The following is a 13,513-nucleotide window of genomic DNA, read 5'->3' on the forward strand; positions in this document are numbered from 1 at the left end:
GTAGGGTTGAAGTGGGGTGGCGCGGCCAGCCGTCAGGGTTGCGACACCACGAGCCGGGGCTCGTCCACACCGCTGGCGAGGTTCACCTGCATGAAGGTGAGCGGCCCGGCCACGCCGACGGCCTCCACACCTCGTGATCGTTGAAACGCCTGGATACGCGCATTGAGGTTGTTGGCTGATGGTGGAACGTGCCCATGGGCCTGCAAATCGGCGATGCGCGTGTCCAGCCACTCGGCCGCGGCTCCCGCGCGCCCATCCACCAGTCGGCCCGTCTGCCCTGGTGGTGTTCGCCACAGGGTGGCGAACTCACCCTGCCAGAGGTCGTTCAGGGTCGCGAGGGGCAGTCGCCAGCGTTGCTCACCAGACTGCAGCGTGGCGCTGTCGTCCGTCATGGCGGTGAGCAAGGCCCGTGCAGTGCCTTGCCCACGCAGCCGCAGTGTGAGGATGCCCGGGCGGTTGAGCTGGCGCAGGCCGTGGATCGTCATGCGGTCGGTGCGGTAGCACTGAAGCTGGTGTTGCAAGGCGTTGGCGCAGGCTTCGCCGTCGGCGAGGGCTTGGCCCCAGAGGGGCCCGAGTTCGCGCCAGGCCAGGGCCTCGTTGCCGATGAGTGCCTCGAGGTCGGGTACGGTGTCCGACACCGCCAAGGCCGTCGCCTGCGTCGAGGCGGGTTGCTCGACAGCGGCTGGGACGGGCACTTCGTCGGGCGCGCTCACCGCCGCGACGGCTGGCTGCACCGTGGGGCGCAGAACTGGCTGGGTGGTGTTCCCCCACCAGAACAACGCGCCCGCCACCAAGGCGCCGCCCAGCGCCCCCGCGCCCAGCGTGCCCAGCCACGCCGGCCAGGTCTGCGCGTGCCCCCGCGTGGCATGCGCCGCAGGGCTGGCCGCGTCGCCTTCGAACACTTCGCGCGCGGCCTGGTTGACCACAGACGCTGTCAGGTGGGGCACACCACGGGCATATGCGCCCAGCAGCGCGCGGTCGCAGAGCAGATTGATGCGCCGGGGCACACCCCGGGTCAGTGCGTGGATGCGCGCCACCGCCTGTTTCGAGAAAGGCAGTGGCCCGCTCAGTCCCGCCACCTGCATGCGGTGCTCGATGTATTTTTGGGTCTCGGCCTTGTCGAGGGTGCCGAGATGAAAGCGCGCAATCACCCGCTGGGCCAGCTGTTCCAGTTCGGGTGTGGCCAGGAGGGTGCGCAACTCGGGTTGGCCGATCAGGATGATCTGCAGCAGCTTGCGTTCGCTGGTTTCCAGGTTGGTGAGCAGGCGCAACTGCTCCAGCACATCGGGTGTGAGGTTCTGGGCTTCGTCAATGATGAGCACATTGCGCTCGCCCCGGGCGTGGCTGGCCAGCAGGTAGGTATTGAGCGGGTCGAGGTGATCCTTGACGGTGGGCGGATCGAAGCCTTCGTGGGTCACCTCGACGTGGAACTCGCTGCAGATGGTCTTGAGCAGATCACCGACGGTGAGCTTGGGGTTGAAGATGTAGGCGACCCGGCAGGCTGCGGGCAGTTGCTCCAGAAAGCAGCGGCAGACCGTGGTCTTGCCGGCACCGATCTCGCCACTGAGCAGCACGAAACCACCATCGCCCCGAACGCCGTAGAGCAGATGCGCCAAGGCTTCCCGGTGGTGCTCGCTCATGAAGAGATAGCGCGGGTCCGGAGCAATGGAAAACGGGCTCTGCTGGAGCCCGAAAAACTCGGCGTACATGCTTTTGAGCATACCGCCGTCCCACGCACAGGCGAAGACGGCGGGATCGCTGATCCTGCCGCCTTGCCGGCGGGTGAAATCAGGCCGCTAGGGCCATCGCGTGTTTGCTGCCGACCTTGCTGCCCGCGGCCACCGAACATTCGATGTCGCCAGAGAGTTGGCCGCCTTCTTCGATCACCACCTTGCCATAACGGATGCGCCCGGTCACCTTGCCGGTGGAGTAGATCACCAGCTTGTTGCGCACGGTCAGGTTGCCGTCGAACACACCGCGGATTTCCGCGATGTCGATCTCGGCCGAGCCCTTGAATTCACCCTGCTCGGCGATCTGGATCACGCGCGAGTCCATGGTGGCCTCCACCATGCCTTCGACCACCAGCGTGTCGCAATCGGTGATCTCGACGCCTTTGAGCTTGATGTTGGGGCCCACGGTGAGCTTGCTGCCGCCTTCGGGCGACGCGCCGGCCGACTTGGTGCTGGGCGTGAGGTCCACGTCGGGCGTGATCTGCGAGGCTTGTGATGCCGGGGCGGGTTGGGGCTGCGCGGCAGAACCGCCGGTGGCTTGTCCGTAGCGCGGTGTGGCCATGCCGGTGTTCAAGGTTTTGGGTTGATCGATGTCGCGTTTGCCAAAGTGCAGTGCCATGCCAGCTCCTTCAAAAAGTGAAGCAGTCATGCTAAGGGTGGTGCGGCTTACATTCGGGTCGGTTCGGTAAGAGGGGTAACGAGATGAACCGTACACGCTGTTTCATTTCTCCGATGAAGAGGGCTTGCGCAATTCCACTTCGCGGATCAGGGCGCGTGCCTCGTCGCCCTCAGGAATCGGTTTGCCGCTGTCGCGCCACCGCACCGCGTCCTTGAAACCAGCCTCCTGCGCATGGCGACGAAACCACACGCCTTCGGGGTTGTGGCGCGTGATGCCGTCGAACACCGTGGCCATCATCTGCGTCTGCTCCAGGCCCATGGTGAGCATCACCTGATTGACCACCATCTTGTGCATGGCCAGGTGTGAGCGCGGTACGCCGGCGATGCGCTCGGCCAGCGCCATCGTGACGGCTTCCAGTCGATGCTCGGGTACGGCTTCGTTGGCCAGACCCCAGGCGGCAGCGGTGCGGCCGTCGATCACATTGCCGGTGAACATCATTTCCTTGGCGCGCAGGGCGCCCAGCCGGTAGGTCCACATGGCGGTGGTGGGGCATCCCCACACGCGGGTGGGCATGTAGCCGATGCGCGCGTCATCGGCCATCACCAGCAGGTCGCAGCACAGTGCGATGTCGCTGCCGCCGGCCACCGCCGCCCCGTGCACCTTGGCGATGGTCGGCTTGGGGCTGCGCCACAGGCTCATGAAGTCCTCGGTGTTGCGCTTCATGTAGGCGTAGTCGACCATCGGGTCCCAGGGCGCGCGCTCCTGCTGACAGGGGTGGTCGATCTCGCCTTCGCCGAACAACGAGAGATCGTAGCCGCCGCAGAAGCCCTTGCCGGCACCTTCCACCACGATCACATGCACTTCGTCGTCGGCATTGGCCCAGTCGACCGCGGCGCGGATCTCGCGCGGCATCTCCTCGTTGATGGCGTTGAGCCGCTCGGGGCGGTTCAGCAGCAGGCGGGCGATGCGCGGCTGAGCGCTGTCCTTTTCGATGCGCAGCGTGGTGAAAGCGGGCATGGGTGTCTCCTGGTGTTTTTTCCATGATAGGCAACTGGTGCGCGCGCGGCGGTTGCCTTGGAGACAGTGGATTGGGCCTTTGAATGTGGTTGCGCGCGCAACGAAAACTGGATAAAGTTGCGCACGCAACCATATTGACAACATGAATCAACCACTGCCTCCCTCCATTCCCGTGCTGATCGCTGGCGGTGGCCCCGTCGGTCTCACCCTCTCTGCCTTGTTGTCGGCCCAGGGCATTGCCAATCTCGTGATCGAGGATGACGAGGGCTACTGCAGCGGCAGTCGCGCCATCTGCATGTCGCGCCGCTCGCAGGAGATCCTGGGTTGGGTGGGAGCCGACAAGGCGCTGGTCGCCAAGGGCTTGAGCTGGGTGGGTGGGCGCAGCTACTGGCGCCACAACGAGGTGCTGCATTTCCAGATGCCGAGCGAGCCCACGCAGCGCTTCGCACCCATGGTGAACATCCAGCAGTTCTACGTGGAAGAGTTCGCGCACCGTGCGGCTCAGGCCACTGTTGAACCGGCGCAGGTGCAATGGGCCAGCCGCGTGACCGGCGTGAGACCCCATGCCGACGGGGTTGATGTGGTGGTGAGCACGTCCGACGGGATGCACACCGTGCGCGCCGACTGGCTGGTGGCCTGCGATGGCGGACGCAGCACGGTGCGCGAGCAGCTCGGCCTGCAGCTCGAAGGCACGCAGTACGACGGCAAGTACGTGATCGTGGACGTGGTGCAGAAGACCCGGCGCGCGGTGGAGCGCCTGGCCTGGTTCGACCCGCCGTCCAACCCCGGCTCCACCATCCTCATGCACCGCCAGCCCGACGACGTCTGGCGCATCGACTACCAGATCCGCGACGACGAAGACCCGCTGGAGGCGGTGAAGCCCGAGAACGTGTTGCCGCGCGTGCAGAGCCACCTGGCCATGATTGGCGAGACCGAGCCCTGGGAGCCGCTGTGGATCTCGATCTACAACGCCAAGTGCCTCACCTTGCCCAGCTACCGGCATGGACGTGTGATGTTCGCGGGCGACGCGGCGCACCTGGTGCCCATCTTCGGTGTTCGCGGCCTCAATTCGGGGCTGGACGACGCGGGCAACCTGGCCTGGAAGCTGGCCCGGGTGGTGCGCGGCCAGTCGCCCGAGGGCTTGCTGGATTCGTACTCCACCGAGCGCGTGCACGCCGCGCGCGAGAACATCGCCTACGGCGCCAAGAGCACCGAATTCATGGCGCCGCCGAACTTTGCCTACCAGTGGATGCGCGAAGCCACGCTGCGCCTGGCGGTGAGCGACGAGCAGGTGCGCTCGCTGATCAACCCGCGCCAGTCCTCGCCCATCACCTATGTGGGTTCGCCGCTCAATGCGGTGCAGGCCAGCGGGTGGGTCCACGACCAGGCCGTGCCAGGCGCGCCGGCGCCGGAAGCGCTGCTGCAAGGCGCCCTTCATCTGAGCCGCCATTTCGGGCACGGTTTCGTGTGCCTGGCTTTCGGCGGTGCCGGCCCCGATCTGCACGACATTGGCGTGGCATTGCTCGAACTCCCGCCCGAGGTCGACACCCTGGGCCAGGCCTGGCAGCGCTATGGCCTGCACGGCCCCGGGCAGCCCGCACTGGTGCTTGTGCGCCCGGATGGTTACGTGATGGGCCGCTGGCTCGGCCTCGATCCCGCGCCGCTGCTGGCGGCACTGAAAGACACCGGAGTGATCGCATGACCGATACCGATCTGGACCAGAGCTACAGCGCCGTGTGCGAGGCACTCGCGCAAGTGGGCGAGGCGCGCGCGCCGATGCTGCTGGCCATGCTGTGCCTCTCCCTCATGAGCCGTTTCGAGCGCGCCGACCAGGTGCTGCCGCTGATCGCCAATGCGCTGGCACAAAGCGATGAAGGGGATGCCGATGGGCGCTGAGACCCCCCCTTCGCTGCAGGCCTTCCTCACCTACCGCCTGCACAAGCTCAACAAGATCACAGACCGCCACAGCAGCGAGGCCTACGCTGCGATGGGGTTGGGGGTGGGCGAGGCGCGGTGCCTCGCCGCGATCGGTGAATTCGCGCCGCTGTCGGTGAACGACCTGGCCGCGCGCGCCAACCTGAACAAGGCCCAGGCCAGTCGGGCCGCGCAGATGCTGGTTGACCGCGAGCTGGTGCTCAAGTCGGCCAGCGATGTGGACGCGCGTGGCGTGGTGCTCACGCCCACACGCAGCGGTCGGGCGCTCTGGAAGCGCGTGATGCGCCTGATCGCGCAACGCAATGCCGACATCTTTGGCTGCCTGTCCGCGAACGAACAGCGACAGTTGGAAACATTTTTTGACCGCCTGATAGCGCATTCCTTCAAGGAAGGTGTCTGCGATTGAGCCACTTCGGTTTATAAAAAACCCCGGACTGGCAGCTTGGGCCGAAGCAGTTGAAGTGGGCGTGCGGTCGTCTGGATTCAAGGAGAACACACATGCTGCAGAACGCGCCCCTGGTTTCTTACGTTCCCGTTCATGACCTGGAACGCGCCCGCCGGTTCTATGAGAACACGCTGGGCCTGGCGCCTGGCAAGCCGCAAGGCCCGGGCAGACACTACACCTGTGGCAACGGCACTGCGTTCTTCATGTACCCCTCACCAGGCGCAGGCACCAACAAGGCCAGTTGCGCCTTCTGGCAGGTGGATGACATCGAGGCTGCGGTGGTCTGGCTGAAAGGTCGTGGTGTGGTGTTCGAGGAGTACGACACCCCGCAGGTGAAGACGGTGAACAGCGTGTTCGCCGGCGGTGGTGCCCGGGCGGCCTGGTTCAAGGACACGGAAGGGAACATCATGGCCTTGGTGCAGGAAGGCGAGGGTTGCGTGCGGCGGGGTGGTCCCTGTGAGGGCGAAAACGCCGATGAGTAGCCCTGAACAGCCCTGAAAAGGGGGTGGGCCGGTAAAATCGTGGGTTTTCCATCCACCCGCGCTCCGGGGTGAGCAGGCCCCAGCCCCATGAACGCCCCCATCGACGTCTCCTTTTTTGCCCGCGCCGCCAAGCCGATCACCAGCTACCGCCCATATTGGGCCAAGCGGTTCGGCGTGGCGCCGCTGCTGCCGATGAGCCGCGCCGAAATGGAGCGGCTCGGCTGGGACAGCTGCGACATCATCCTGGTGACGGGTGACGCCTATGTGGACCATCCCAGCTTCGGCATGGCGGTGGTCGGGCGTGTGCTGGAGGCGCAGGGCTTTCGCGTGGGCATCATCGCCCAGCCCGACTGGCAGAGCGCCGAGGCCTTCAAGGCCCTGGGCAAACCCAACCTGTTCTGGGGCGTGACCGCCGGGAACATGGATTCGATGATCAACCGCTACACGGCGGACCGCAAGATCCGCAGCGACGACGCCTACACGCCGGGCGACGTGGGCGGCAAGCGGCCCGACCGCGCGGCCATCGTCTACAGCCAGCGCTGCCGGGAAGCCTTCAAGGACGTTCCCATCGTGCTCGGTGGCATCGAAGGCAGCCTGCGCCGCATCGCCCACTACGACTACTGGAGCGACAAAGTGCGCCGCTCGATCGTGGTGGACAGCAAGTGCGACCTCCTGCTCTATGGCAATGCCGAGCGCGCGCTGGTCGAGGTGGCGCACCGCATTGCGGCGCGTGAGCCGATCGAACACATCACCGACGTGCGCGGCACCGCTTTCGTGCGCCGCCCGCACGATCCCACGGCCGAGGGCTGGATCGAGATCGACTCCACCGAGGTCGACATGCCGGGGCGGGTGGAGGATCACACCAACCCGTATCTGACGACCAGCGAGCAGGCGCAAGCGCAGGGGGCGACGTGTTCGAAGGAAGAGGTCAATGCAGTGCCCGCGACGGCCAACCCCGCCATCCAGCCGCTGACGTTCCTGCCCAACCCGGCCCTGCAAAGCAAACGCAAGCCCCCTGCACGCGACCGCAGCGTGATCCGTCTGCCCAGCTACGAACAGGTCAAGAGCGACGCCGTGCTGTATGCCCATGCCAACCGCGTGCTGCACCTGGAAACCAACCCCGGCAATGCCCGCGCGCTGGTGCAGGCGCATGGCGAAGGCGCGACCTCGCGCGATGTGTGGATCAACCCGCCGCCGATTCCGCTGACCACGGCCGAGATGGATTTCGTGTTTGATTTGCCGTACGCGCGCAGCCCGCACCCGGCGTACGCCGACGAGCACGGCAAGCACGACGGCGCGACCAAGATCCCGGCCTGGGAAATGATCCGCTTCAGCGTCAACATCATGCGCGGCTGCTTCGGCGGCTGCACCTTCTGCTCGATCACCGAGCACGAGGGCCGCATCATCCAGAGCCGCTCGGAAGAATCGATCATCAAGGAAGTGGAAGACATCCGTGACAAGGTCGAAGGCTTCACCGGCGTGGTGTCCGACCTCGGCGGCCCCACGGCCAACATGTACCGCCTGGGCTGCAAGACACCGGAGATCGAGGCCGCGTGCCGCAAGCCCAGTTGCGTCTACCCCGGCATCTGCTCCAACCTCACCACCGACCACGGCCCGCTGATCAAGATCTACAAGCGCGCGCGCGAACTGCGCGGCATCAAGAAGGTGCTGATCGGCTCCGGCCTGCGCTACGACCTTGCCATCAAGAGTCCGGAGTACGTGAAGGAACTGGTGCAGCACCACGTGGGTGGCTATCTCAAGATCGCGCCCGAGCACACCGAGGGCGGGCCGCTGTCCAAGATGATGAAGCCCGGCATTGGCAGCTACGACAGGTTCAAGCAGCTGTTCGAGAAGTTCAGCGAAGAGGCCGGCAAGAAGCAGTACCTCATTCCGTACTTCATCGCCGCCCACCCCGGCACCAGCGACGAAGACATGATGAACCTCGCGGTCTGGTTGAAGAAGAACGGCTTTCGCGCCGATCAGGTGCAGACCTTCTACCCCAGCCCCATGGCCACCGCCACGGCGATGTACCACACCAACCTGAACCCGCTCAAAGGCATCAGTCGCGACGCGCAGCGCGCCGAACGGGTGGACATCGTGCGCGGCGACAAGCGCCGCCGCCTGCACAAGGCCTTCTTGCGCTACCACGATTCGAACAACTGGCCGCTGCTGCGCGAGGCGCTCAAGACCATGGGACGCGCCGATTTGATCGGCAACGGCAAGCACCACCTGATCCCCACCTTCCAGCCGATGACGGATGGCAGCTACCAGAGTGCGCGCCGCAAGAACAGCACGCCCGTGGGCAAGGCGGCACAACCCGTTGCGGGCCGCCTGCTCACGCAGCACACCGGCTTGCCGCCGCGGGTGACCGGTGCGGGGCGGCCTGGTTCGCCTGTTGGTGCGGGCAAGCGCAAGCCGCGCTGACCGCGGGTCTCAGCCAGAGAAGGCTGGCCAGGCGATCCAGCCCAACAGGGCAGAGGTGTTGGCGGCGACCGTGATCCAGTAGTACAGCCGGAACGGCTGCTTGCTCGTCTTGTGGCGCAGGATCTGCTGCGCAAACCAGGCCCCCGGCCAGCCGCCCAGCAGCGCCAGCGCGTGCAAGTGGTCTTCGGGCGTGCGCTGGGTTTCGTTGACGGCGGCGTCCTTGTCGCGCCAATACATGTAGAAGGTGCCCAGGTTGATCAGCACCACCGCCGTGAGGACCACCCAGGGAAAACGGCCCAGGCCGATACCCACCAGCCAGAGCAGCAGCCAGAAGACGATCAGCCCGAGGCCGATCCACAGCGGCCGCTCTTCGCGGCGCTTCTCGCGCGCCGATGGAGACCGTCTGGCGGGAGCGGCGCGGGGCAACAACTCGGCTTCGGGTGGCACAACCGCCTTGGGCGTCTCGAACGGCGCTTTCACCTCGTTGCGCAACGGCTCCACCGACAGGGCACGCGGCCCCTTGCCTCCCACATGGATCTCGTGAAACGTGACCGGCAAGCCCTCGCTGGGCGGCTGGTGGCCGCGGAAGTCCCGCATGTGAAAAAAGATGTCGGCGACGGTTTGTTCGCTGCGGATGAAGCCGAACGCCTTGGCTGGATCCCAGCGCACCACAGTTCCCTGTTTTCGCATGATGTTGATATGGGTCGATGAACGGAAATGGTGGGCTTGCCAGCTTGTCCCGAATGGCGCAAAATGCGCCAAACAGGAGATGTTTCATGTCGGCCACCGGTTCTGCATTTTCCTCTGTCAAGTTGCCCGCCGGGCTGGTTCAGCAGGCGCGTGAGGCTGCGCAGCCACAGCGGCGCTCGGTCGCCGGGCAAATCGAGTACTGGGCCACGCTCGGGCGCATTGCCGAAGAAACCGGCCTGACCGTGCAGGAAGCGCGCGAGGCCATCGCCCGTTACGACGCAGCCGCGCGGCACGCGGTGCCGGCCGATCCGCTCGATGCCATCGAAGCCCGCTTTCTGGCCGCTGAATCCAGCGGCCGCCTGGCCCAGGCCGTGCGCCAGACCGTGCAGGACAACCGCAGCAAGGCACCCACCGTCCGCCGCGCTGCGTGACGCCACCGGTTTTGCCACCGGTTTTTTACCTGCTGGCCGGCCCCAACGGAGCCGGCAAATCCACCCTGTACCGCGCTGCAGTGACGGAAGGTCTGATCCCGACCCAACTGGAATTCGTCAACGCCGACCTGTTTGAGGCGACCCACCTGGCGCAGGTGATCGACCCGAAAGCGCGCTCCGAACAGGCCAGAGCCTGGGCAGACCAGCGCCGCGCCACGCTGCTGGCCGCAGGTTGTTCGTTCGTGAGCGAAACCGTGTTTTCCCATCCCTCCAAACTGCAGCTCATGGGCGCAGCCCGGGCCGCGGGGTTTCGCACCGTGCTGCTCGTGGTGTGCGTGGACGATGCGCAGCAACTGGTGCGCCGGGTCGCGCAGCGGGTGCGCGAAGGCGGCCACGCCGTGCCACCCGACCGGATACTGGCGCGCTACCCACGCACCCTGGCGCATCTGAAGGAAGCCGTGCGCCTGGCCGATCTGGCCTTGCTCTACGACACCTCGGGCACCGCCATCCAGCCACCCCGGCTGGTGGCCCGCTGCCGTCGAGGGCTGCCGACGGCGGTGCCCGGTGTGTTGCCGGGCTGGGCGGCCGCCGTGCTGGCGGCTTGATCAGGTGGCCAGCGTGTGCAGCGGAATGTCTTTCGCCAACGACAGCTGATCGAGCTGCTTGCGCGTCATGCCTTTGAGGAAGGTGGCGATGGCCGCGTGGGTGGCGGGTTTGAACAGCGTGCGCATGTCGCTCGCCGACAGGCCGGCTGCGCTGCACAGCGCGGCTGCGAAATGCGGTTCCAGCGCAGCCACGGCCACGCGGCCGTCCTGGCAGGGGTACACGCGGTAGCCCGCGTGCGCACCGCCCACCGCGCCGGTGGGTTGCGTCAGGCCCCAGGTGCGGGGCAGGGCGAGCCAGGCAGCGGCATCCGACAAGGCCACCTCCTGAAACACGCCCTTGCCGGTGGATTTCTGCACCATCACCGCCTTGAGTGCCGCTTCACTGGCCATGAGGGCGCCGCCCATGTCGGCAAACAGGGTCGCGGGCAGCTCCAGGCCTGGCACCAGGCCGGCATCGGCCAGGTAGGTGAGGTCGTGGCCGGGTTCCTCGGCGCGCTCGCCCGGCGCGCCCACGATGGCGACCACGCTGAGCGCCGGGTACTGCTTGTGCAGCGCCTTCCAGCCCAGGTTGAGTTTGAGCAGCGCAGAGGGGCGGAACGAGGTGAGCAGCAGGTCGGTGCGCGCCAGGGTCTTGTGCAGCGCGGCTTGGCCCTTGTCGGTCTTGAGGTCGATGGTGATGGTCTTGATGCCGTCGTGCAGCGTGGCGTAAGCCTTGGGGTTGTACTGGCCCATGGGGTCGCCAGGCACGCCCGCCACCGAGCCTTTGGGTGCGGGTGGCTCGGCCTTGAGGCAGGTGGCGCCCAGGGCTTTCAAGCGCATCAGCGCGGCCGGCCCAGGCAGGTTGAGCGCGAGGCTGAGCACGCGCACGCCGCGCAGGGGTTTGAGGGCAGGGGCAGGGCGGGTGGTGGCGGTCATGGGCGGGTGGACTGGGTGGGGTCGCTTCACTGTAGCGCCGCATCGCCCGCCTGAAACGCAAACGGGCGACAGCGTCGCCCGTTCAAACCGAGTCACAAGACCTCAGCGGCGCCCGAAATCCAGCGGCAGGCCCACGTAGTTCTCGGCCAGCGAGCGCGACAGGGCTTCTGAATTCACCAGGTAGTCGAGTTCGGCTTCCTGCACCCTCTGGCCGAAGCCCGCGGTGTCGGGGAACTGGTGCATGAGCGAGGTGAGCCACCACGAGAATCGTTCGGCGCGCCACACGCGGGCCAGGGCCTGCTGCGAGTAGTTGTCGATGCCGGCGTTGCTCTTGTCGAGGTAGTGGTCGATGAAGGCGCTGGAGAGGTACTTCACGTCGCTGGCCGCCAGGTTCAGGCCCTTGGCGCCGGTGGGCGGCACGATGTGCGCCGCGTCGCCGGCGAGGAACAAACGCCCGAAACGCATGGGCTCGGCCACAAAGCTGCGCAGCGGCGCAATGCTCTTCTCGATGCTCGGGCCGGTGATCATGCGCTCGGCCATCTCGGGGTCCAGGCGCCGGCGCAGTTCGTCCCAGAAGCGGTCGTCGCTCCAGGCCTCGACCTTGTCGTCGATGGGGCACTGCACGTAGTAGCGGCTGCGCGTGAGGCTGCGCATGGAGCACAGGCCGAAACCACGTTCGCTGTTGGCGTAGACGATGGCGTGGGTGGACACTGGTGGCACGTCGGCCAGCACCCCGAGCCAGCCGAACGGGTAGATCTTCTCGTACTCGGTGATGGCGCCCTTGGGCACGCTGGCGCGGCACACGCCGTGAAAACCGTCGCAGCCGGCGATGAAGTCGCAGCTCACCTCGTGCGTCTGACCATCCTTCTCGAAGCGCACCACCGGGTGGTCGCTGTCGTAGTCGTTCACCGTCACGTTGGCCGCGCTGTAGATGGTGGGCAGGCCGGCGGCGCTGCGCGCGTCCATCAGGTCGCGGGTCACCTCGGTCTGGCCATAGGCCGTGACCACCTTGCCGCCGGTGAGGCCGTGCACGTCGATCGCATGGCGGTTGCCGGCAAACACCAGCTCGATGCTGTGGTGCACCGTGCCCTCGGCTTTCACGCGTTCGCCCACGCCGGCCTCCGCCAGCAGGTCAACCGTGATCTGCTCCAGGATGCCGGCGCGGATGCGGCCCAGCACGTAGTCGCCGCTCTGGCGCTCGATGATGATGTTGTCGATGCCGGCCTTGTGCAGCAACTGACCGAGCAGCAGGCCCGATGGGCCGGCGCCGATGATGGCGACCTGGGTTCGCATGTCTTGTCTCCTGATGGGAATCACCAAGCGTAGAAACCTGGGACGTGCAACACAATCGCTGGCGATCGAGCTTGCGCGATGATCGGACGGCTTGTGCGATCACCGCGCAATAAGAAATGCCCCCGGCGCATAATCCGGCCATGAACGCACCCGAGCACCCTATCGCCAAGGCGGATTTCATCGAAGGCATGGCCAAGGGCATGGCGGTGCTGGAGAGCTTTGACACCCAGCGCCAGCGGCTCAACGCCACGCAGGCGGCCGAACGCGCCGGCCTCACGCGCGCGGCGGCCCGGCGCCACCTGCTCACGCTGGCGCACCTCGGGTATCTGGACACCGACGGCAGCCACTACTGGCTCTCGGCCAAGGTGCTGCGGTTCTCCGGGAGCTACCTGGCTTCGGCGCGCCTGCCGCGCTTGCTGCAGCCCACGTTGAACCGACTCGCGGCCCTGACCCGAGACTCATTCTCGGCGGCCGTGCTCGACGGTGACGAGGTGGTGATCGTTGCGCGCAACGTGTCCATCGGCGGGCAACGGCTCATGGCCTATGGGCTGCACCTGGGTGCGCGCTTGCCCGCGCACGCCACGTCCACCGGTCGGGTGCTGCTCGCGGCCATGCCGAGATCCGAGTTCGCGTCCTGGCTCAAAGGCCGTGAACTGCCCCGGTTGACGCCGCACACCGCGGTGGACCACAAAGCGTTCAAGGCCGTCATTGCGCAGGTGCGCAGCCGGGATGTGTCGATTGCACGCGAGGAACACGAGCTGGGCGTCTTTGCGCTGGCGGTGCCGCTGCGCAACATGCAAGGCAAGGCGGTGGCCGCTTTGAACGTGGTGTCCTCAGCCGAGCGCATGGATTCACCGCAGTTTCAGCGCGACATGCTGCCGCTGCTGCAGGGCGCCGCGCGCGAGCTGCGGCCCTTGCTTTGACTGG

General features: G+C 66.5%; 14 protein-coding genes. 8 read left to right on the top strand and 6 right to left on the bottom strand.

All coding sequences use genetic code 11. The annotated features are described in order from the left end of the window. Positions 1-32 precede the first annotated feature (32 nt). The 3 genes from V6M63_RS01715 to V6M63_RS01725 all read right to left on the bottom strand — a co-directional run bounded on the left by V6M63_RS01715 (position 33) and on the right by V6M63_RS01725 (position 3,366). Positions 33-1,709 carry an ExeA family protein gene (locus V6M63_RS01715; protein WP_332738832.1) on the bottom strand — a complete coding sequence of 559 codons (1,677 nt, stop codon included), beginning with the start codon at positions 1,707-1,709 and terminating at the stop codon, positions 33-35. 79 nt (positions 1,710-1,788) lie between these two features. Continuing rightward, positions 1,789-2,349 carry a bactofilin family protein gene (locus V6M63_RS01720; RefSeq protein ID WP_332738834.1) on the bottom strand — a complete coding sequence of 187 codons (561 nt, stop codon included), beginning with the start codon at positions 2,347-2,349 and terminating at the stop codon, positions 1,789-1,791. Between the two features lie 102 nt (positions 2,350-2,451). Next, positions 2,452-3,366 (bottom strand): crotonase/enoyl-CoA hydratase family protein, encoded by a 915-nt coding sequence (locus V6M63_RS01725; RefSeq protein ID WP_332738836.1) that lies wholly within the window; start codon positions 3,364-3,366, stop codon positions 2,452-2,454. A 142-nt stretch (positions 3,367-3,508) separates the two neighbouring features. Between V6M63_RS01725 and V6M63_RS01730 the strand changes: the two genes are divergently transcribed. The 5 genes from V6M63_RS01730 (at position 3,509) to V6M63_RS01750 (ending at position 8,652) form a co-directional block, all read left to right on the top strand. After that, the gene (locus V6M63_RS01730) at positions 3,509-5,068 is read left to right on the top strand and encodes an FAD-dependent monooxygenase (protein ID WP_332738838.1); all 1,560 of its coding nucleotides are present in this window, start codon (positions 3,509-3,511) and stop codon (positions 5,066-5,068) included. Further along, positions 5,065-5,262, top strand: a complete 198-nt coding sequence (locus V6M63_RS01735; protein ID WP_332738840.1) for a hypothetical protein — start codon at positions 5,065-5,067, stop codon at positions 5,260-5,262. Before V6M63_RS01730 ends, V6M63_RS01735 begins: the two co-directional genes overlap by 4 nt. Further along, positions 5,252-5,707 carry a MarR family winged helix-turn-helix transcriptional regulator gene (locus tag V6M63_RS01740; protein ID WP_332738842.1) on the top strand — a complete coding sequence of 152 codons (456 nt, stop codon included), beginning with the start codon at positions 5,252-5,254 and terminating at the stop codon, positions 5,705-5,707. The genes V6M63_RS01735 and V6M63_RS01740 overlap by 11 nt, the downstream gene beginning before the upstream one ends. Before the next feature lie 92 nt (positions 5,708-5,799). Then, a complete protein-coding gene (locus V6M63_RS01745) occupies positions 5,800-6,228 on the top strand; it encodes a VOC family protein (protein WP_332738844.1) in 429 nt (142 codons plus the stop codon). Between the two features lie 87 nt (positions 6,229-6,315). Further along, positions 6,316-8,652 (top strand): YgiQ family radical SAM protein, encoded by a 2,337-nt coding sequence (locus V6M63_RS01750; protein WP_332738846.1) that lies wholly within the window; start codon positions 6,316-6,318, stop codon positions 8,650-8,652. Between the two features lie 9 nt (positions 8,653-8,661). Here the strand turns inward: V6M63_RS01750 and V6M63_RS01755 are convergent, their stop codons facing one another. Then, on the bottom strand, positions 8,662-9,342 hold the full coding sequence (locus tag V6M63_RS01755) for a cold shock and DUF1294 domain-containing protein (RefSeq protein WP_332738848.1): 681 nt from the start codon (positions 9,340-9,342) through the stop codon (positions 8,662-8,664). Between the two features lie 86 nt (positions 9,343-9,428). Here V6M63_RS01755 and V6M63_RS01760 point away from each other — a divergent pair, with 86 nt between their 5' ends. Further along, on the top strand, positions 9,429-9,773 hold the full coding sequence (locus V6M63_RS01760; protein ID WP_332738850.1) for a TA system antitoxin ParD family protein: 345 nt from the start codon (positions 9,429-9,431) through the stop codon (positions 9,771-9,773). 11 nt (positions 9,774-9,784) lie between these two features. Continuing rightward, entirely contained in the window at positions 9,785-10,378 is a 594-nt protein-coding gene (locus tag V6M63_RS01765; protein ID WP_332738852.1) for an AAA family ATPase, read from the top strand. Here the strand turns inward: V6M63_RS01765 and V6M63_RS01770 are convergent, their stop codons facing one another. After that, positions 10,379-11,293, bottom strand: coding sequence for a CoA transferase (locus tag V6M63_RS01770; RefSeq protein WP_332738854.1), 915 nt, complete (start codon positions 11,291-11,293; stop codon positions 10,379-10,381). Between the two features lie 102 nt (positions 11,294-11,395). Next, positions 11,396-12,586, bottom strand: coding sequence for a 4-hydroxybenzoate 3-monooxygenase (gene pobA / locus V6M63_RS01775; protein WP_332738855.1), 1,191 nt, complete (start codon positions 12,584-12,586; stop codon positions 11,396-11,398). A 140-nt stretch (positions 12,587-12,726) separates the two neighbouring features. On the opposite strand from pobA, the gene V6M63_RS01780 reads away from it, so the two are divergent. After that, positions 12,727-13,509, top strand: coding sequence for an IclR family transcriptional regulator domain-containing protein (locus V6M63_RS01780; RefSeq protein WP_332738856.1), 783 nt, complete (start codon positions 12,727-12,729; stop codon positions 13,507-13,509). Positions 13,510-13,513 lie beyond the last annotated feature (4 nt).

This window comes from Hydrogenophaga sp. (assembly GCF_036675665.1).
GTDB lineage: Bacteria > Pseudomonadota > Gammaproteobacteria > Burkholderiales > Burkholderiaceae_C > Hydrogenophaga.

Bases quoted from the DNA above. Each gene is read 5' to 3' on its own strand.
- V6M63_RS01715 (WP_332738832.1), bottom strand. From the start codon at position 1,709: ATGTACGCCGAGTTTTTCGGGCTCCAGCAGAGCCCGTTTTCCATTGCT.
- V6M63_RS01720 (WP_332738834.1), bottom strand. From the start codon at position 2,349: ATGGCACTGCACTTTGGCAAACGCGACATCGATCAACCCAAAACCTTG.
- V6M63_RS01725 (WP_332738836.1), bottom strand. From the start codon at position 3,366: ATGCCCGCTTTCACCACGCTGCGCATCGAAAAGGACAGCGCTCAGCCG.
- V6M63_RS01730 (WP_332738838.1), top strand. From the start codon at position 3,509: ATGAATCAACCACTGCCTCCCTCCATTCCCGTGCTGATCGCTGGCGGT.
- V6M63_RS01735 (WP_332738840.1), top strand. From the start codon at position 5,065: ATGACCGATACCGATCTGGACCAGAGCTACAGCGCCGTGTGCGAGGCA.
- V6M63_RS01740 (WP_332738842.1), top strand. From the start codon at position 5,252: ATGGGCGCTGAGACCCCCCCTTCGCTGCAGGCCTTCCTCACCTACCGC.
- V6M63_RS01745 (WP_332738844.1), top strand. From the start codon at position 5,800: ATGCTGCAGAACGCGCCCCTGGTTTCTTACGTTCCCGTTCATGACCTG.
- V6M63_RS01750 (WP_332738846.1), top strand. From the start codon at position 6,316: ATGAACGCCCCCATCGACGTCTCCTTTTTTGCCCGCGCCGCCAAGCCG.
- V6M63_RS01755 (WP_332738848.1), bottom strand. From the start codon at position 9,342: ATGCGAAAACAGGGAACTGTGGTGCGCTGGGATCCAGCCAAGGCGTTC.
- V6M63_RS01760 (WP_332738850.1), top strand. From the start codon at position 9,429: ATGTCGGCCACCGGTTCTGCATTTTCCTCTGTCAAGTTGCCCGCCGGG.
- V6M63_RS01770 (WP_332738854.1), bottom strand. From the start codon at position 11,293: ATGACCGCCACCACCCGCCCTGCCCCTGCCCTCAAACCCCTGCGCGGC.
- pobA (WP_332738855.1), bottom strand. From the start codon at position 12,586: ATGCGAACCCAGGTCGCCATCATCGGCGCCGGCCCATCGGGCCTGCTG.
- V6M63_RS01780 (WP_332738856.1), top strand. From the start codon at position 12,727: ATGAACGCACCCGAGCACCCTATCGCCAAGGCGGATTTCATCGAAGGC.